This window comes from Tetragenococcus koreensis, from assembly GCF_003795145.1.
Lineage (GTDB): Bacteria > Bacillota > Bacilli > Lactobacillales > Enterococcaceae > Tetragenococcus > Tetragenococcus koreensis.
This window is the reverse complement of the sequence record NZ_CP027786.1, coordinates 397,080-416,613: the sequence shown is the minus strand read 5'-3', so window position 1 is coordinate 416,613 and position 19,534 is coordinate 397,080. Positions and strand designations below refer to the sequence as shown.

Sequence of the window (19,534 nt, the reverse complement as noted above, 5' to 3'; positions counted from 1 at the left end):
GGTTTTAACCCCTTTATTTTACGATTCAGTCATTTCAGCATTTTGACTGCGTTGACTTCTTTGGTTAAGAATAACAAATGGTGCATAAAGAAAGATATCTAATACAATGAGTACTGCTGTTAAAACAACTGGACTTAAATGGAAGGCGCCTAAAACCCATGTACTAATAAAGAGCGGTTCATTTCCTGAATTTAAAACAACTAACGGCACAACCCAACCAAGACTTGTTACTATATAAGCAATAATGGCATTCGTCATAGGAACTAGAACCCATGGAATAAACATAATGGGATTTAAAACAATCGGTAATCCGAAAATCACGGGCTCATTTATACCAAAAAGTCCTGGAATAATCGACAATTTAGCTACTTCACGTTCTTTCTCGCCTTTTTTAGCAAACATCCACATGGCAATAATCAAACCAAAGGTCGAACCTGAACCACCAATCATAGCATAAACGTTCGTCATGGTATTTGGTGCAATTTCAATCCCTGCAAAACTTTGTGTTTCAGCAAATTGTGCAATAACTTCTAAATAAATCGGTAACCAGAAAGCTGAAATCACACCCCAAACAATGTTGAAACCATGAAGTCCTAAGAACCATAAAATTTGTTGTAATAAAATAACAATTAAAATTGCTGGTAAACCAGTTCCTACAGTTAACAATGGTTCAATTAATATTTCTGAAATCATTTGTAGTAATGAAACATAGCCCATCGATTGAATGGCAATTCGAATAACGCCAAAAATTAATAACACTTCACTGATTGGAATCAAAGAGAAAAAAGAATCAAAAACGTTTGGTGGAACGCTTCCAGGCATTTTAATCGTAAATTTACTGCGTGCAAATTTAGCAAATAAAGCCACAGATAACATACCAACAATAAGTCCTGTAAACATCCCTTCGTAACTAAAGAACGAATTCGCAAAACCTTCAATCACTTCCGCACTAGGGTCATCAAAGTTCACATTATTAGGTACCATCACAAAATAAGAGGCAAAAGCTAAAAGAGTAGCAATAACTGGATTTAAATTATTATTCTTTTCTTTCCTTTTTAATTCGGTCGCATAAGAATAGGCCGAAGAAAAAACGACAATTAAAGCGACAATGCCTAAGGTCGCATTCCCTAAATAGCCGAAAAGTTCGCTGATACCGATTACAATCGGATTCGTAATGTTTTGATTGCCAATTAATGCATCCAATTGCATTTGAATCAAATTAGAAAAAGAACCCACAACTGTAAAAGGAATTATACGGACAAATGCGTTTTTAATCGCTTGTAAAATTGTATTACTTTCAACCCAGGAAGACACTTTTAGCAAAGGTTCTTGTAATTTTTCAACATTAAACTTCATTTCTTTTCTCCTTTAAGTCAATTTTTAGAAAGCGCTTCTATATAAACTATTATATATAACTTTTATTATTTGTAAACACTTCTTTTATAATTTATATTTACAATTTTTATATATTATGTATAATAGGTATATACAAATTTAGATTATGGGGTGGACAAGTTGTATAAATACCATGATATTTATTCTGATATTAAACGAGATATCTTAACAAATCATTATCGTGCCGGCACTTTATTACCTACACAAGATTTTTTTGCTAAAAAATATGATGTTTCAAGAATTACATTAAAAAAAGCACTTAATCTCTTAGAAAATGAAGGTTTAATTTTTAGCAAGCAAGGATCTGGTACCTACGTCCGTAAACAAATTGAAAATGACTCAAGCGACCTTTTACCTTTGGACTTACCCATTGGCACAACTTATTCCCATCGCGACCAAAAAATTACCAGCAATATTTTACACTTTGATGCTCGCTTGCCTGAAAAAATAGAACAAGAAAATTTAGGAATTGAAGCAAGTAGTCCAGTGTATGAATTTAAACGTGTGCGCAGCATCAACAAACAATTATACAGCTACGAACATGCTATAATGCCGGTATATATTGCTCCGCTTAATAAAAAAATATTACAAAGTTCTGTTTACGATTATTTGGGGACAAAGGCAAAATTACAATTAACCGACGCACATCGCACGATTTATGCTGAAGAAGCCTCAGAAGAAGCTAGCAAAGCATTAGAAATAGCAAAAGGCAGTCCCGTTCTGGTGATTGAGCAAGTCGCTTATGACCAAAAAGGTCGTGCCTTTGAATTTTCTAAATCCGTCTTTAAAAGTAGTCAAAGCAAATTTATTTTAGATGTTCATATGAATAGTGATCGACTCTCGTTATAAAGGCAATGTTTTAATAACTTTCAACTGGCAGATGTTCGGCCAGTAAAAAATTTATTTGAATTTGTCATACTACTATCGTGAATGTAAAGCTAAGCACATAACTCTGTCATTCTTACGTGCTTAACTTTGATTAACCCCATTAGTTTGTCATTCTTACGTGCTTATTTGCTCTTTAGCACACTGTTTTTAACTTCTTATGAGCTTATTCCATCTTAAATTGACTTTATTTGCTTCTTTTCTTCAATTAAGCTCATAACTTTGCCATTCCTACGTGCTTAGCCTGGGTTAACCCCACTAGATTCATATTCTTACGTGCTTATTTTCTGTTTAATATACTTAGTTTGCGGTTTTCATAGAATAAATTTTCTGTAACTAAGTATCGTCCTTGAATAACAATAAAAAAATTGAGTCACAAAAGGAGGACATCTACTTTTGTGGCTCAACTATTTTTTCAATTTCATTTGTTAACACCAAACTGAATGAATTCAGTTAAAAAACGCTACTGCTAATTTCTTATAAAATTCAACGGATTGACTAAAAACATCAATGTCTATGTTTTCATTACTCTGGTGCTCCGAATCATTTCCTGGTCCAACTTGCACAATACTAAAATTACCTTTGGCATGTAAAAATTCTGAGCCATCACTAGCACCAGTGTTTCCAACTACTTTCATTGGATCAGAATACATTTCATCATGTACGCTTCTAACTAACTGTACCAGTTCGGCATTGGCATCACCAGACATCGCTTCTTCTGGAAAAATGTATTCAATACTTAAGTCGTAGCCTGGTTTCTGATTCAATTTATCAATCAAACCATTTAATGCAGCAAAAACAGCTTGGTTTGAATAAGTAGGGATGGTCCTTATATTCCCCTTCATCAATGCTTTTGCAGGAACGCTATTAATTTGTTCTCCACCTTGAAAGACACTTTGAACATGCGTCAGTTTGCCTAAGAACGGATCGACTTCATCGAACTTTTCCATTAATAGTTTCACTTCATTGGCAAAATCAATTAAATGATCAATCGCATTTATCCCTTCCTCTGGTTTAGAGCTGTGAGCCCCTTTGCCCATTGATGTTACAGCATAATCGATGACCCCTTTAGACGCTATACCAACTTCTTTCATTTCATTACTAGGTTCAGCGATAATTAAGCCAGCTAAACCATCGGCATATCCCGCTTTAGTCAGCTGTGCTGCTCCATATTCCCCAGTTTCTTCACCAACGGTCGCAAATAATCGGATTTTTCCAGGAATTTTATCTGCCACAAGAAAATCAAGCATAGTAATCACTAAAGCGGCTAAACCACCTTTCATATCGGTAGCTCCTCGCCCAAATAACTTGCCATCCTTTATTTCAGCTTTAAATGGATCGCTGTCCCATGCAGATAATTCACCTGGAGATACAACATCTTCATGACCTGAAAATCCTAAAACCTTTTTACCTTTACCGATTGTAACAACTAAATTGTCTCTGTTTGGAGCATAAGTTACTCGCTTGATATCTACATCCTCACGATCTTTATAAGGCTCAAATAAAGAAGTAATATAGTCCGCAACTTTTGCCTCATTATCATTCACCGAATCTATTGCAATCAAATTTGCTAAAATTTCAATTTGTTTTTCTTTCTCCATGTTATCCCTCATCCTAAAATCTTATTATTCATAACCCAGTACCCATTATTTCAATTTACATTTACCTTTTGATTATGGAGCTCTCGCTGAATTATACATAGTATTCATTTTAATCGGTTAACTCTTTCAAACAACCTAAAAGTAATCCCATTTGTAACAGTTGTCAATGCAAGGATTAAAAGTATTTTCTTTAAACGTCTATAATTTTGTTTATTCATATTTTTAAGTAAAATCCGTCAAATTACGCTGACTTGCCTCCAATAATTTTTCTTTTGGTGCTAATTTCGTTGATGTACCTTCATTAAGTCAGCGAAAGAAAGTCAATAACCCGTTTGCGGAGATTATTTCATCTTATAAGATTATGTCTGCTTATTTTTATTCGTTGTCTATCGTGCTAAACTATAGATAAAAAGATATTCATTGTGACATTGGGTGAGTCTGAAGAAAATATAGGGTCACAAATGCTCGTGCAATAATGATCCAAAAATATCGTAAAATGCGTAGACGTAAACGAAATTTTACTGCTGCTCTAGATGAGTTAACTTGAACAAGGAGGATGAAAATGAAAAAAAGTAAGAAAGAGAAGAAAAAGCTGTTAGCAAGTCAGTCTGAAGAAGGTTATCTTACAACCTTAAAAAAAGGAACCGAAATGACGTTAAAATTACACCAAAATCCTTATATGGTTTTTGCTTCTTCAATCATGGAAAGATTCGAGTATACGCACATTGAAGAATTGAAACCGAAAGTGACGCAATTTATGGATAACTATTATCTAGACTTGCTCGATTTAGATGAAATTATGTACCATTCTGAACTGAAGAATGCTTTTGATAATTATCTTCAAATCGTACAATATTATTATCTATTCACAACTACAAATGGGAAAAAAGAATTCAAAAAAATTGTACAATGGCTTCCCACAGAAAATGAACAAGTAGAGAGACTAATGAGTTGGCCAGATAATTATATCATTAGTTTATTTCAGCCATTAATCACAGCGGATGCTCTTTATTTTCAAAATTTGAAGGACGAAACAAGTTATGAGATCTACGTAGACGACAACGAGGTAATGAATACTATCCAAGAAAATCGGCCCATCTTTTTAGCCTTACTATTACCTACAGACGGGAAATACATCGTCAGTCCTGTAGTGGAATGCCAGAATTATGATAATCTAAATGAAATTTTAGACAAAAATCTTTCTAAAACAGAATGGGAAAGTCAACTCTTTCTTTGGTATCGCGAAAATCTATCAACTGAACTCAATGAGACAATGTCTGATCTGTTTAACGACGACTTTGTTCCGGATTATTATTCAGCAGAACGTTTTGTTAACGAAAGTGATACTGACTTTGCAGATCGTTTATTAAAACAAGATCCTATGCTTTATGATTTTCCTCATATACAGGAAGTAAAGCAACTACTGGTTAAAGTTATCCAAACATTTCCGCAACTATTTATTGCTCGAGCCAATGTGTTGCCGTTGCTTGAAACACTCAAAGTGATTTTTAGCGACATAGAAATTGAACCTGAAAACGATCGTTATTTAGGCGATACCCTTTCACACTTTTGGCTATTATTGATTTTTGAGTACCTACCGGAAGAAGTTAAAAAGACAGAAAAATTCAAAGTAGACTCCGAATATTGGGATGAAGATGACAATCTAGACTTACCTTTGTAAAATAAAGACACTTTGTTAATTAGTATTGGTAAAGAAAAGATAAAACAAAGAAAATCCGGCAGCTGGACATTTTAAATGTCTAGCTGTCTTTTTTATTGATCGGAGTTATTTTGCTATTACATGAATACAATTTTATCAAGAAATTTTTCAACATCTAAACTATTTCATTTCCCGCTATGGCTTAAGTATATAAAAAATATTAAAAAAAGCGCAAATTTTCTTCCACCACAACTGTGCAAAGAAAATTTGTGCTAAATGATATATTCCTATCTGTTACCTTTCCATCATTCAAATGGCAATAATCGCATTGTTACCTAAACAAGCAACGCTTTTTACTCTGTTCTCTTCTATGATACTTATATACATAGCAATCAGGAAAGGATTGAGTATTTTAATGAATGAAAAGAAATTAGCGATTCATATCCGAGAGCTTACACAAGAACGCAATATATCATTACGTGAACTTGCAAGACAAGCTGATATTGATATCGCCAGACTAAGTGAACTTGCGAGCGGCAAACGGCAACGCGTCAATATCGACTACATTGTACGAATTGCCGAGGCGCTAAATATCAGTGATATTCGTGAGATTCTTACCCTCGAAGATAAATAAGTTATTTTAGCTCGTTTCATCTAGCTGCTGTCTCTTGGCTTCCACAAATACTTGAGAGGCAGCGTTTTCATTTATACGATCCCCTTTCTTCTTATTAAATCCAATTCCCCTTCCAACTAAAACCACTGACTCGTTATCCTCATTTTTCGCAACTAATGCATTATGACTGAATACTTGCAGGATCTTCATTGAAGACTCCTTTCTGTTATTTAAAAAAACGCTAACAATTTACTTTTTGTTGACCGTACGAGCAACACTTTCGCTTTTATTATAACCTATGCTACTTATATACGCAACAACCTTTTGAAAGGGTCTGATTATTTGTATACGGAAAGAAAATTGGTCGTGCATATACATGAACTGCTAAAAAAGAAAGACTGGTCGTTATCAAAACTTGCGCTTGAAGCAGATATTGATAAATCGAAATTAAGCCGGTTAGCTAATGGAAAACGTGAATCTTTATATATCGACTACCTGATAAAAATTGCTGAAACGTTAGATATCGATGACCTGAATGAAATTGTTTCAATTGAACGAGTAAATGATGAAGAAACGAATTAAAATATCTATTAAACAGTAAAAAGTGGCAAAATCATTCTTCTTGTTTTTGTCACTTTTTTTACCTTTTATTAAAAAATTTTACTAATTCCTTTTAACCACCTTCTACTAAAAAGTTAAAATAAAAAAGTTTAATTTCGATTCGAATTTTTTGAAAGCGTTTTTTACAAGTGTTATATTTTAGTTGAGGTTGTGTTTAGCAGCCCCATCGTTTAATCACAATAATGAGAAAGAAGGGAAAACGATGTTTAAGCACACAAAGGAATTGCAATATAACGCAAAACCTGAAGCACCAGATCCGTTGATGGCACGTCGTTTGCAAGAATCTTTAGGTGGGCAATGGGGAGAAATGACAGGCATGATGTCCTATTTGACACAAGGATGGAGTACGGTAGGTAACGAAAAATATAGAGATCTACTACTAGATACCGGTACAGAAGAAATCGGTCACGTAGAAATGCTTGCTACTATGATCGGGCACTTGCTTGAAGATGCGCCGGTAAATATCCAAGAAAATGTTTACCAAAGCGGAGATCCTGCACTCGCTGCAGTTATGAGTGGCATGGATCCAAACCAAGCTGTCGTAAGTGGATTAAATGCTAGCCTTAATAATCCTAATGGTACGCCATGGAATGCTGGATACACGGCATCAAGCGGGAACTTGTTAGCAGATATGCGCTACAATGTTACGCGTGAATCTATGGGACGCTTGCAGGTCACTCGCTTATACCATATGACAAAAGATAAAGGTATACGTGATATGTTAAGTTATCTAATGGCTCGAGAAACACAACATCAACTGCAATTTATCCAAGCACAAGAAGAATTAGAAGAAAAATATGGCGTCGTGGTTCCACACGGTACCCAAGACTTACAACATACAGAATTCAGCCATACTCTTATGAACTTTTCTGAAGGCGAAGAATCTAAAGAGCTCGTAGAAGGCAAAACCGCAAAAGACGGGAAACCTTTTGAATATGAAAGTAACCCAACCGCTCAAGGCGGCAAAGCGGACATGAAACCTGGCCCTGAAGAAATGAGAAATACTCAAGAGGATAAAGAAAAAACCGTCGAAGAAGGAAGAAAAATCATCGAAAGCCAAAAGGATATGAAGTAATATTAGAAAGCTCTCGGACTGTTTAAAGTTCGAGGGCTTTTTATATGATATAACAAAAACACTCATCATTTTTACATAAACGTTTAGATCTTGTTTCTGTTTACATCAAATAAAAAGCCAAAAATTGACCTTCTGTATTAGAAAGCTTTCCTTGCCGCCATGTTAGAATAAGCCAAAAGCCAAGGAGGAAAGTACAATGAAAAAAATAGTTAATAGCAAGCGCCCACAATTTAATTTTGATTATATCCAGCAGGAGATTATAGATGTTCTCGAACATGATCCAAATATAGATGAACACCTGATGTTTTTAGCAACAATAAAAGAAATGTTACGTTATGAAGATGATTGGGCAAGACAGTCACCAAAATTCATTGGAGATTATTATTTTCCCCTAGAGGAAGTTGAAGAAATTCGACATTGTGAAAATTTCCGCGAGCCTTATGAAGTTTACTGTGAACTCATTCGTGTTTATTATTTATTAACGAATCAGCATGGTAAAAAAATCTTTCACAAAATGTTAAATTGGTTTCCAGCAAAAAATAAAAAATATATATTCCTTAATTGGCCCAATGATTTTGCGTTAAGTCTCTTTTATCCAGAAATTGTAAAAGGTAACGTCTATTTTGAAGATATAAAAACAAAACAAAAGTTTCATGTAGTCGATCGCGATGATTTATTATTAACCAGCATTAAAGAGACTCGATCTCCCTTTTTATCACTATTAGTACCTACAGATAAAAAATTTATTACCGATATGATCTTACCATGCGAAAATTTCGCCCCGATCAGCCTTGATTCAGCTGATAACCTGTCAAAAAGGAACTGGGAAAGTTATTTATTACATTGGTATCGAGAAAATTTACGTAGAAGTTGTCTGCCTTCATGAAACAACAAAAATATGTAGTATAACAAACGAATAATGTAGCGAAAAGTTTTTAGAGAACAAAAAGAGATCGCTTTAAAGTAGTTCAGCGATCTCTATTACAAAATAGCAACATGTGCTTATTAAGCCGCAGAATATGGATTAAGTAATCAATACAATACTTAGAAAATTGGGAGAAAAAACGACTAAACACCTATTAAGTGCAGTCGTTTTAAGGTTTACTTCCTATATTTTCCCCAATTTTACATTTTCGAAGGTAATTTTATGCTCAGTTCCCACTTGTAATGCTGTAAGAGCGCTTTGGACGTAGAAAGTATTGGTGATCGATTCTTCTTCATTGATAAAAACTTCAATGGAAGAACGATCAAGAAAAATTTGAACAAACAGCTCCTTACTTGGATCGATTGAAACTCCATTTGATTCATCCAGTGGTTTGCCGGCTTCGTCTTTCATTTGATAAGCAGTATTCTCCCGCGAACAAATCAATTCTTGTTTCTCTGATAAGTAACGAAGTTGTACAAACTCGTTTTTCTCATTTGTAAAAAATAACTCAAAAGATTTTACCTCATTTGCTGCTATCTTAAAAGCAACATAATTTATTTCCTCTATTGAAATTTCTTCATTTGTTACTCCCACGTTATCCTTTTCTTCTTTAATATCGATCAAATCCATAATTTCCAAAGGAACTTTTTGCTGCAGTTGTCCTTTTTGATAATCAATCACTCTTGGCAGTGTCATTTGTCCAAACCATTTATGTCCCAATTCATAAGTTGGTCTATTGGCTTGCCAGTTTTGCATCCAAGCAATAGCTAAATAGCCGCCTTCTACCAACTTTACTGTTTGTGGTGCATAAAAATCTAATCCTTTATCCATTTCCTTAATGGAAGACTGTTGAAATTCGAATTTCTCCCAATCCATCTCCCCTTCAATCAACCAAGAAATGTGAGAATGCGTTTTACCTGCTTCATCCACATAATCCATCGCACTTAAAATAAAAACTGCTTTATCTTCAAATAATAACAGATCTGGGCACTCCACCATGGTCCCAAGATAATGATTATAAGGGAAAATGACTGAAACATACTCCCATGTTAATAGATCATTCGAGCAGTATAGTAAAACTTGCCCTTTATCATCTACCGTTTTAGAACCAATAACGCAATAATATATCCCTTCTCTTTCAAAGATCTTTGGGTCACGGAAGTCGATAATTGACGAACCTTTTGGTACATCTTTTTCCGCTAATACTGGGTTTCCTTTATATTTTTTAAAGGTAATACCATCTTCTGAAATGGCGATATTCTGATTTTGTCTCGTTTTCGTGTTATCAGTAGCATCTGGTAGATGTCCCGTATACATGACATACAATTTGCCATCTTTTTCAATGGCACTCCCGGAAAAAACTCCGCCTTGGTCATAAGATTGATCTGGCGCCAATGCTACCGGCAAATGCTCCCAATGCAAACCATCTCGGCTTTTAGCGTGACCCCAATGCATGCGACCATGTTCTGCTTCATAAGGGTAATGTTGATAAAACAAATGAAGTTCATTATTGAAAATAGTTACCCCATTTGGATCGTTGACCCAGCCAATAGGTGGCGCAAAATGATAGTTTGGATAAAACTGCTGATTGACTGCTTGCTTATTATCCTGGATAAATTGATTTGCTTTTTCAATTGAATACATAAATTACTTCTCTCCTGTTCCAGATGCGCCTAAACCTTGCACCAGATATTTTTGGAAAAACACATAAATTAAAATTAATGGTATAGTCGATAAAGTTAGAATGGCCATCACTTGATTAATGTAGACCGGTTCCGTGTTATTGATATTGGTTATAGCTACTTGTAATGGGTAACGATCAGCATTCGTAAGGACCATAAGTGGCCAAATGTAATCATTCCAACTCATAATAAATGATAACGTCCCTACTGTGGCAACGGCAGGTTTTGACATAGGTAACATAATTTTCCAATAAATTTGAAATTTATTAGCCCCATCTAAAACCGCCGATTCTTGCAACTCAGTGGAAATCGCTCGAAAGAAAATCGTGAACATATAAATGTATAGCGGTGTTGCCATTAAAGGTAAAATAACAGCCAACGGCGTATCGAGTATCCCAAGTTTTTGGGTAACCACAAATTTCGTAATCAGAATGGTTTCACCAGGGATCGCTAATAGACCAATCATTAAACCAAATAACAATTTTTTGAAACGAAAGTTTAAAACGGCAAATGCATATCCTGCAAGCGAATTAACAATGATTGAACCTATCGTGACACTAAACGCGTAAAAGACGCTATTTAAAATATAGCGGAAAATGGAAAAACGTGAAAAAACACTTTCATAAGCTCCAAACCATTCACTAATATGATTGCTTGGTAAAAATGCTTGCAATGACCCCATATTATCATAAACCTCTGCTTCAGGTTTTAAGGAAGATACAATCATCCATATCAAAGGAAAAATAAATAATATCACTAATAAGATACTTAAAATATGGAAAAGCACTCGTGTTGTTTTATTACTATTCATTTGTATCACCTCCAACAAATTTACGTTGAAGAACAGTAAATACAATTATTAAACCACCATATAATACCGTCATTGCACTAGCAAAACCAAGCTGACGATCAGTAAAACCAGTCCGATAAATGTAGTAGACAGGTGTCATTGTTGAATTTAATGGACCACCTTGAGTCATTACCATAGGTTGAATAATTAATTTAAAGGCATCGATCAACGTTGTCGTTAAAATCATTAAAGACGTTGGCTTTAACATGGGTAAAGTGACATTCCAAAACTGTCTCCCACGGCCGGCTCCATCAATCCGCGCAGCTTCGTAAATTGAAGAGGGAATATTCTGTAATCCAGCTAAAAAAATTAACATCTGATTCCCCGCGCCTTGCCAAGCAGAAATTACAACGATCACATACATAGCCTGTGTTGGGCTAGTCAAAAAAGGTTGAGCTGAAATGCCAAAATTAGATAGTACTTCATTAATTAAACCACTAGAAGGATTTAACAAATAGAGCCATAAAATAGAAATAACGGCTAATGACATAACAACTGGAGAAAAATAAGCTACCTTATAAATAATAGTGCTCTTTCGTTGGTTATTTACTAGTAAAGCTAACCCCAGAGCTGTTCCTACTTGAATAGGTAAAATTAAGATCACAAATTTAAAAATATTCATTAGCGATTTTCGCATCAGCGGGTCAGATAAAAGATTTTTAAAATTATCTAAACCGATAAATTCAGTTAACTGAGGCGTTAATAAATAGTAATCTGTAAGTGAGTAATAAAGCGACATTAATGCAGGATAAAATAAGAATAGCCCTAAAATAATTAATGATGGTGCTAAAAACAAGTAAGCTGTTAAATTGTCTTTGACGTTTATATGCGGTACTTTTTTTCTTACAAATAATTGTTTCACAGTATTCATGTTTTACCTCCTTTTATCAATTTTCTTGATTTAAATACACTTCGATTTCTTGGGCTTTAGTATCAAGTATCTCTTGTAAATCAGGACTATAATCATAATAAGTGGTTTCTGTAACCGTTTCTTGGAAGGCTCGGCTAACTTGCGGATAGTTCACAATAGATGGACGAGCGCGACCAGTTTTAGTGTTTTGCTCAATTAATAATTGCATCGGTTCGCTAACCTCTTCTACCATACGTTCTGCAACTGAATATCTAGCAGGCAATACGCTATTAGCCATACTGACTTGATACATTTGTTCTTCTTGTGTCAAAAAGTCAATTACCGCTCCTGCTCCCTCTGGATTACTTGTAGTACCAGACATACCATATGCCCAACTTCCAGTAGGACTGACTAGCTCATGCGTGTTTGAAGAGACCGGATAAGGCATAATCCCATAGTTAATATCTTGATATTCTTCATCTAGTTCTTGCATAGTCCAAGAACCGCTCATCAGCAATGCATATTCTCCTGTATGAAATCCATATTCAACTGGAGAAATAGTCGAATAGTCGTTTTCAACAAGCTGACGGATAAATGAGAATGTTTCATGTGATTCTTCTGAATTAAAATAACCAACTGCTTCTGTTTGCTCTTCATTAGTTATTTCCCCTCCATTTGACCACAAAAATGGCGTGTAAGCATATAACAAAAATTCTGATTGATCATCAAATCCCATATCTAAAATGGGTTTTTTATAATGATCATGTAACGTTTCCAGCATATGATTGAACTCGTCCCAATCCCAAGGTTCGTCAACAGTTGGTAGAGCATCTGTATCTATTCCAGCTTGTTCCAACATATCGATGTTATAATAGAAACCAATACCAGATTCAGAATACCCCATCGAATACAATTGATCATCGTACATACCTTGTTCAATAATACTAGGTAAAACGTCATCCTTATCAGAAACGTACTGATCAATAGGTTGTAAGATCTCTGATTGAGCATAAGCAGCAGTATTTGGACCGTCTACAGTTAAAACGTCAGGCAATGTATCTGTCGTGAGCGCCGCATTGATTACATCCTCATACCCTCCTCCAGAGCCAGAACGTGGAATAAATTGAATTTCTGCCGTATAATCATCTTGGCTTTCGTTGAATCTTTCGATTGATTCTTCCATTGCTTGACCTTCTGGTTCTTCACGAGAAACATGAACCCAAACTGATATTGTCTGATCATTAGCTGCATTTTCAGAATCATCATTATTACCACAACCAACAAGAAACACGATAAAAATGCCCAAAACAGCTATTACTTTTTTTAATTTCACTTCAACTCCTCCTTGATTTATGTAACCGTTTTATTAACTGAAATAAGTATATGTCAATCGTTACCATATGTCAATCCTTTGACATATTTTATTTAAAAAAACACTCTCAACGTTTTCAGTTGTGAGTGTGTTCTAAAAATTATCTTTTAGTTGAATTCGAAGCTAGAAGTTTTACAGACAATTTAGTCACTTGGTTAACTTTTTCCTCATTTAATACGGCTAATAAAATTTTTACTGATTTTTGTGCCAACTTTTCAATTGGCTGAATAATGGTACTTAATTCTGGATTTAACTGACGAACAATTTTGGTACCATCAAATCCGATGACTTTTAATTCTTCCGGAACTGATTTTCCATGTGCTATTGCGCTATTAATGCACATTTTCGCGATAATATCATCACCGGCAAAAATACCATCATATACAACTTCTCCTGCAAATATCTGGTCAATTAACGCCTCTTTTTCTTGATCTTGAAATTGAAAGGGAACTTCTTTAAAGCTATAATTTAAGCCATTCTCTTCCATTACATCTTTATAGGCAGTAGCACGGTCATTTGCTGGCGTTTTGATGTGTTGATCTCCACGAATACATAATATTCTTTTGCAGCCTTTATCGACCAACTCTTGAGCAGCGAGTTTTCCTCCTAAATAATTATCACTCTGGATAATAGGGATATGTGCTGTTAATTCTCGTTCGATACTTACGATTTTATTTTCAAAATATTCATATTCGTTGATGTTTATGTTGTGTGACCCTACGATAACACCATCCACACGTTTTTCTTGTAGTAACCGTAGGTATTTTTTTTCATTATCGACATCGTTTAGACTGTTGCAAATGAACAGATTATAACCTTTTTGGGCAAGCTCTTTTTCGATATGAAAGGTTAATTCACCAAAAAAAGGGTTCTCAGTTGTTGGCACAATCAGAGCAATAAATCGTGTCTTATTCGACAAAAAAGATCGTGCCATTTCATTAGGCGTATAATTTAATTCTTCCATAGTTGTCATCACTTTTTTACGCGTTTTGGCACTGATATAGCCCCGATCATTCAACACTCGAGAAACTGTTGTCACTGAAACACCGGCTTTTTCAGCGACATCTTTGATTGTTAACGACATTCTTAACCTCCTTACTTTAAAGAAATTATTGTTTCAATAAGTATAAATTTTTTTGGCTAAGAAAGCAACGAGAAGAGAAATAGCTATTAACTTGTGTGATTCATTTTTTAGATTGAGTTAGTCTTTTTACACCTGACTAGCTCACAATCCGATAATTTCTTAAATCGAAAAATCTTTTTACTATAAATCAATTCAGTAATTTTCAATCTTTTTTCCTAAAATGCAGTTCAGTCAACTCACCCATTTGTGTTGTTTCTACAAATTCTAAGCGATAATTGTAGTTTCCTTCTTCGAATAGTCGCTTTCCTTTGCCTAAAAGGACAGGCGCAATTTGAATCCAGTATTCATCAATTAAATTTTCTTCCAAAAGCGGTTTTAGTAAGTTTCCGCCACCAACAATCCAAATCATTTCCCCTGACTGTTCTCTCAGAGATCTTAATATTTCAGTGACATCGCCAGAAACAAACTGTCCTTCTTCAATTGTCCCTTTTTGCGTTTGAGAAAAAATTATTTTCTCTTTTCCAGGATAAAATAGTTCATCGCCCATCATTTTTTTTGCTTCTTGATAAGTAATACGCCCCATAACAACTGTATCAACTTTATCTTCAAACGATTCATATGTTGATTCTCCAGCCAAATCTGTATCAAATAACCAGTCTAACCGATCTTTTTCATCTGCCAAAAATCCATCCAAACTAATTGCACCGTAAAAAACAACCTTCCTCACTCTTGCTCACTCCTTTTATAAAAATGCGTTTATTCTTACTGTAAGTATAAGTTTTTATAGTAAGGAAAACAATAAATAAGAATTTCTGTTCGCTTTTGACATGAACGTTATTATTTAATCAAATAAATGTTTCAAAATTCAGAAAAAGATGCTATTCTTTTATTTACCAATTAAAAAATAACTACTCCAGTCACTAATATTTTTTGTAATCTAATTTCATTTTCAGAGAGGAAGTCTCCTATGACTCAAAAAGTAACCCCAAGAGAATTTATCATGAACATTTTAAATGGCTTAGCTATTGGTACAGTCATTGTTTTAATTCCAAGTGCTTTGTTATCCGAACTTTGTAAGGCACTCTTACCTACCTTCCCATTTTTAGTGAACGTTCTTAATGCAGTAAATCTTTCCAATTCGATGATGGGTATTGTTATCGGTATTTTAATTGGTATCAACTTTCGGTTTCCACCTATCCAATCTGCCGCTGTAGGGCTTGCTACCATGTTTGCCTCGGGAGCAGTTCATTTTACGCCAGATGGGATGCTGTTAGAAGGTACCGGCGACATTATTAATATGGGGCTAACGGCAGCTATGGTTTGTGGTATGCTTTTATTTTTAGGAAATAAGTTAAAAGCATATACAATCTTAGTTATTCCTGCTCTTTCCTTGATTATTCCTGGAATTATTGGGCGATTAATCCTGCCTTACATATTAAAAATTACTGAATGGATCGGCCAAGGCATTGCACAATTGTTGGACTTGCAACCTATTGTTATGAGTATTTTATTAGCTGTTATTTTCTCGGTTTTGATCGTTTCACCTATTACTACCGTTGGGATTGCTTTGGCAATCTCACTTAGCGGCATTGGTTCAGGAGCTGCTAATATTGGGATTTGTGCTACTGGTTTTGGTTTTGCTATTATGGGTTGGCATGTCAATACAAAAGGGACTAGTTTTGCCCATTTTCTCGGATCACCTAAAATGTCGATGGCCAATGCTCTAAAAAAACCATTAATTTTGTTACCGATCATTTGTACAGCTGCATGTTGTGGCGTCTTAGCTGCTTTGTGGAATATCCAAGGCTCACCAATGTCAGCCGGTTTTGGTTTTAGTGGTTTAATCGGACCCATTAATTATATGAACTTATCAGAAAACGGTTGGACATTTTCTACTTTACTGAAATCTGTTATTGCCTTTGCCGCTGCTCCGATCGGCTTTAGTTTCCTCTTTAAATATCTTTTTACAAAAGTCAAACCAATACTTAAAGAAGAGGATTATTATTTGAATATTTAGCTTTAATCAAAGTTTCTCGTAAAAATTTACTTTACGAGAAACTTTTTTAATGGAAATCTCCTTTTTTTGCGTATTTATTAATGAAAGTAAAATTAAGGAGGTCATTATGAGAAGAAAGCCGCATAAATTACAATTTCTAGAAACATTAGCCACAAGAAAGAAACTAAATCCCGAGCAGCAGGCGCTTTTACAAAAATTACAGCGCGGGGTTATAGGCGAAGAAAACATGGACCTATTAGTAGAATCTATATTGGGCGCAGAAGTTGATTGCTTAGATGATATAACCTTGGAATATCAAGGTAGCGTCGTCCAAATTGATAAACTTTTAATCATTGGCTCTATTATCTATTTGATCGATATGAAATTTTATCGAGGCCATTATATTTTCAAAAACGGTGAATGGTACCTTGGCGAAAAAATTTTAGCAAATAACAACTTTGAACAGCTACGTCGCGCAGTACGCATTATCCAAAACGTTTTATATGATCATCAAATTCCATTGAAGGTCCAAGGCGTTTTAGCGTTTATGAACCCAGAATCTAGCCTAACTGTAGAAGATAATTTAAAGGAAACAGTCTTAAACTTTACTGATATTTCAACTTGGCTACTTCAATTAAAGCAAAATACTACTAATAAACAATTACAAGACTGGAAATCTGCTATACGAAACTATGAAATCGCTCCTTATCGAACAAAAGAGATTTTCCCACTTGAAAAAATGGATACTTTACAAAAAGGAATCTGTTGTCCAAATTGTCATCAATTTAACATGAACGAAAATAGACATACCGTAAGCTGTCCTTGTGGGTATAGCGAAGCAAAAGTGATCGCCTTTATTCGCACAATTTGTGAATATGGCGTAATTTTTCATAATCAAAACTTGAAACGATCGCAGCTAAGAATATTCTTTGGTCAAGATTTAAATGAACGTTACTTAGAATACGTGCTAGAAAAATACTTCGAACGTTTGGGTAGCCCAAATTCTCGATCAGGTTATAAAAACGAAGGTATAATATTTGACTATTGGTTTGCTGAGAAGAAAGAATATTTCGAACGTTTAGCTGAAAGAAAAAATTGGAAGAACGCAAATATTTCAAAATAATATCAGATTTCGGGGGAAATTATAACTGTCAAATGTTTGCACAGTAAGGAATTTCGAAACATCTTATTCGCAAATAACTTATTAGCATTTCAATGGAACTTTAACTGTTTCTTATCTCCAATTAAGCTCATAATTTTGACAAAATAACGTGCCTAGCCTGATTTAACCTCACTAATTTGTCATTTTTATGAGCTTATTTCTTTTTTTCCACACTGTTTTGGCATTCTTATGCGCTTAATCTAGCTTAAATCAACTTTTTTCGTTCCTTTTCTTCATTTAAGCTCATAGCTTTGCTAATTTAACGTGCTTAGCTTAATTTAACCCCACTGTTTTGTGGTTCTTATGAGCTTGTTTCTTTTTTAGCACACTATTTTTACCTTCTTACGTGCTTAATTTAGCTTAAATCAACTTTTTTCGTTCCTTTTCTTCATTTAAGCTCATAGCTTTGCCATTCTTACGTGCTTAGCTTCGGTTAACCCCACTAGTTTACCGTTCTTACGTGCTTATTTTCTTTTTAGCACATAGTTTTGTCACTCTTATGCGCTTCACTTTCGTCTAGCCTGTCCACGTAACAATTTTCAGTAATAAGTTTCCATCTAAATAACCTCGGAAGCTGTAACACAAATATTTCCTCTACTCCTCATCCACAAATTCTGCCTCTTCTTCAATTGTTTCAGGTAAATCAATGTCGTATTTTTCTATTTGTTCTCGGTTGACATAGGTTTCACCTTCATTGTAAACATAGACAGGTGTTTCAGCGGGATCTGCTCCATCAAGAATATCAGCGGTCATTTCGCCCGTTTTTACGCCTAATTCATGTTGATCAATCCCCACCGTAGCGACGCCGCCTTCTTCAACCATAATATCAACTGATGGGATGATTGGGATATCTTTTTTATCTGCTTCATTAACAATCGTCGACATCGCATTGGCCATTGTATTATCATTGGGAATATATATAAAATCGACATTGTCCATTGCTTGGATCGTTTGTTGAATTTCATTTGATGAAGGTACGGCATATTTTTCTGTCGTAAAGTTTTGTTCTTTGGCTTCTTTTTCGGCTTCTGCAACTTGTGGTTTCGCATTATCTTCAGAAGAAGAGTAAAGGATCCCCATTTGTTTTGCTTCAGGTAAAAGTTTTTTAGCTAACTCTAATTGCTGATCGATCGGCACCTGATTAGAAACGCCGGTCATATTTCCTCCTGGTTCTTCCATCGAATCAACCAAACCGTTACCAACTGGATCTGCAATAGCACCTAACATTATAGAGATGTCGCTGGTTTCATTTGCCAAGCTTTGAACAGCTGGTGTTGCAATTCCCACCAAGATATCTGGGGAGCCGTCGATCAATTGTTGACTCATCGTTGCTAGTTTACTTTGATCTCCTTGCGCATTTTGAAATTCAATCTCAATATTCTCGCCTTCTTTGTAACCTGACCGTGCCAGGCCATCTTCCACGCCTTGGCGTATATCATCTAATGAAGGATGACTAACGTATTGTAAAATACCTACCGTTTGCATTTCTTCTGTTTGCGCACTCCCTGTATTTCTTTTTCCTAACTCAAAAGCAAATACACTACCAACTAGTATCATAAGTACGACGCCAACACTTAATATCAACCCTTTGTTTTTCATCCTTATTCCTCACTTTCTTTATTTAAAAAACTAGAAATGAAAGGCACTACGATCGCTTTGCTTGCTTATTTTCACTATACAAAAAAAGCAACAATCCTGCGATCATTGCTAAAAAACAAAAACCGCATAGATGACTGATCTATGCGGCCATAAGATTGATTTTG

At 35.0% G+C, this 19,534-nt stretch carries 18 protein-coding genes; 8 read left to right on the top strand and 10 right to left on the bottom strand.

Annotated features, from left to right (window positions below; all coding sequences use genetic code 11):
- Positions 1–18: 18 nt before the first annotated feature.
- Complete coding sequence (locus C7K43_RS02070) at positions 19–1,356, bottom strand: PTS sugar transporter subunit IIC (protein WP_124005333.1); 1,338 nt, start codon at positions 1,354–1,356, stop codon at positions 19–21.
- Between the two features lie 159 nt (positions 1,357–1,515).
- On the opposite strand from C7K43_RS02070, the gene C7K43_RS02065 reads away from it, so the two are divergent.
- The gene (locus tag C7K43_RS02065) at positions 1,516–2,244 is read left to right on the top strand and encodes a GntR family transcriptional regulator (RefSeq protein WP_124005332.1); all 729 of its coding nucleotides are present in this window, start codon (positions 1,516–1,518) and stop codon (positions 2,242–2,244) included.
- A gap of 485 nt (positions 2,245–2,729) precedes the next feature.
- On the opposite strand, the gene C7K43_RS02060 is transcribed toward C7K43_RS02065, so the two are convergent.
- Positions 2,730–3,881 (bottom strand): ArgE/DapE family deacylase, encoded by a 1,152-nt coding sequence (locus tag C7K43_RS02060; protein WP_124005331.1) that lies wholly within the window; start codon positions 3,879–3,881, stop codon positions 2,730–2,732.
- 562 nt (positions 3,882–4,443) lie between these two features.
- Here C7K43_RS02060 and C7K43_RS02055 point away from each other — a divergent pair.
- Both C7K43_RS02055 and C7K43_RS02050 read left to right on the top strand, forming a co-directional pair.
- Complete coding sequence (locus tag C7K43_RS02055; protein ID WP_124005330.1) at positions 4,444–5,562, top strand: hypothetical protein; 1,119 nt, start codon at positions 4,444–4,446, stop codon at positions 5,560–5,562.
- Between the two features lie 394 nt (positions 5,563–5,956).
- Complete coding sequence (locus C7K43_RS02050; protein WP_124005329.1) at positions 5,957–6,175, top strand: helix-turn-helix domain-containing protein; 219 nt, start codon at positions 5,957–5,959, stop codon at positions 6,173–6,175.
- A 6-nt stretch (positions 6,176–6,181) separates the two neighbouring features.
- On the opposite strand, the gene C7K43_RS02045 is transcribed toward C7K43_RS02050, so the two are convergent.
- Positions 6,182–6,364, bottom strand: a complete 183-nt coding sequence (locus C7K43_RS02045; protein ID WP_124005328.1) for a CAT RNA binding domain-containing protein — start codon at positions 6,362–6,364, stop codon at positions 6,182–6,184.
- Between the two features lie 156 nt (positions 6,365–6,520).
- Here C7K43_RS02045 and C7K43_RS02040 point away from each other — a divergent pair, with 156 nt between their 5' ends.
- The 3 genes from C7K43_RS02040 to C7K43_RS02030 all read left to right on the top strand — a co-directional run bounded on the left by C7K43_RS02040 (position 6,521) and on the right by C7K43_RS02030 (position 8,736).
- Positions 6,521–6,736, top strand: a complete 216-nt coding sequence (locus C7K43_RS02040) for a helix-turn-helix domain-containing protein (protein WP_226996702.1) — start codon at positions 6,521–6,523, stop codon at positions 6,734–6,736.
- A 241-nt stretch (positions 6,737–6,977) separates the two neighbouring features.
- Positions 6,978–7,850 (top strand): manganese catalase, encoded by an 873-nt coding sequence (locus C7K43_RS02035; protein ID WP_124005326.1) that lies wholly within the window; start codon positions 6,978–6,980, stop codon positions 7,848–7,850.
- Positions 7,851–8,046: 196 nt separating this feature from the next.
- Positions 8,047–8,736 carry a hypothetical protein gene (locus tag C7K43_RS02030; protein ID WP_124005325.1) on the top strand — a complete coding sequence of 230 codons (690 nt, stop codon included), beginning with the start codon at positions 8,047–8,049 and terminating at the stop codon, positions 8,734–8,736.
- A gap of 222 nt (positions 8,737–8,958) precedes the next feature.
- On the opposite strand, the gene C7K43_RS02025 is transcribed toward C7K43_RS02030, so the two are convergent.
- The 6 genes from C7K43_RS02025 to C7K43_RS02000 form a co-directional block, all read right to left on the bottom strand.
- Positions 8,959–10,419 carry a glycoside hydrolase family 32 protein gene (locus C7K43_RS02025; protein ID WP_124005324.1) on the bottom strand — a complete coding sequence of 487 codons (1,461 nt, stop codon included), beginning with the start codon at positions 10,417–10,419 and terminating at the stop codon, positions 8,959–8,961.
- Positions 10,420–10,422: 3 nt separating this feature from the next.
- Complete coding sequence (locus C7K43_RS02020; protein ID WP_124005323.1) at positions 10,423–11,268, bottom strand: carbohydrate ABC transporter permease; 846 nt, start codon at positions 11,266–11,268, stop codon at positions 10,423–10,425.
- The gene (locus tag C7K43_RS02015; protein WP_124005322.1) at positions 11,261–12,178 is read right to left on the bottom strand and encodes a carbohydrate ABC transporter permease; all 918 of its coding nucleotides are present in this window, start codon (positions 12,176–12,178) and stop codon (positions 11,261–11,263) included. Before C7K43_RS02015 ends, C7K43_RS02020 begins: the two co-directional genes overlap by 8 nt.
- A 16-nt stretch (positions 12,179–12,194) precedes the next feature.
- Positions 12,195–13,490: an ABC transporter substrate-binding protein gene (locus tag C7K43_RS02010; protein WP_124005321.1), complete on the bottom strand. Its 1,296-nt coding sequence runs from the start codon at positions 13,488–13,490 to the stop codon at positions 12,195–12,197.
- A gap of 139 nt (positions 13,491–13,629) precedes the next feature.
- Complete coding sequence (locus C7K43_RS02005; RefSeq protein ID WP_124005320.1) at positions 13,630–14,613, bottom strand: LacI family DNA-binding transcriptional regulator; 984 nt, start codon at positions 14,611–14,613, stop codon at positions 13,630–13,632.
- Positions 14,614–14,815: 202 nt separating this feature from the next.
- Positions 14,816–15,340 (bottom strand): dihydrofolate reductase family protein, encoded by a 525-nt coding sequence (locus tag C7K43_RS02000; protein ID WP_124005319.1) that lies wholly within the window; start codon positions 15,338–15,340, stop codon positions 14,816–14,818.
- Between the two features lie 240 nt (positions 15,341–15,580).
- On the opposite strand from C7K43_RS02000, the gene C7K43_RS01995 reads away from it, so the two are divergent.
- Both C7K43_RS01995 and C7K43_RS01990 read left to right on the top strand, forming a co-directional pair.
- A complete protein-coding gene (locus C7K43_RS01995; protein WP_124005318.1) occupies positions 15,581–16,630 on the top strand; it encodes a PTS sugar transporter subunit IIC in 1,050 nt (349 codons plus the stop codon).
- Between the two features lie 106 nt (positions 16,631–16,736).
- On the top strand, positions 16,737–17,732 hold the full coding sequence (locus C7K43_RS01990; RefSeq protein ID WP_157977722.1) for a nuclease-related domain-containing protein: 996 nt from the start codon (positions 16,737–16,739) through the stop codon (positions 17,730–17,732).
- Positions 17,733–18,365: 633 nt separating this feature from the next.
- Here the strand turns inward: C7K43_RS01990 and trpX are convergent.
- Positions 18,366–19,370 (bottom strand): tryptophan ABC transporter substrate-binding protein, encoded by a 1,005-nt coding sequence (trpX, locus tag C7K43_RS01985; RefSeq protein ID WP_124005316.1) that lies wholly within the window; start codon positions 19,368–19,370, stop codon positions 18,366–18,368.
- Positions 19,371–19,534: the final 164 nt, after the last annotated feature.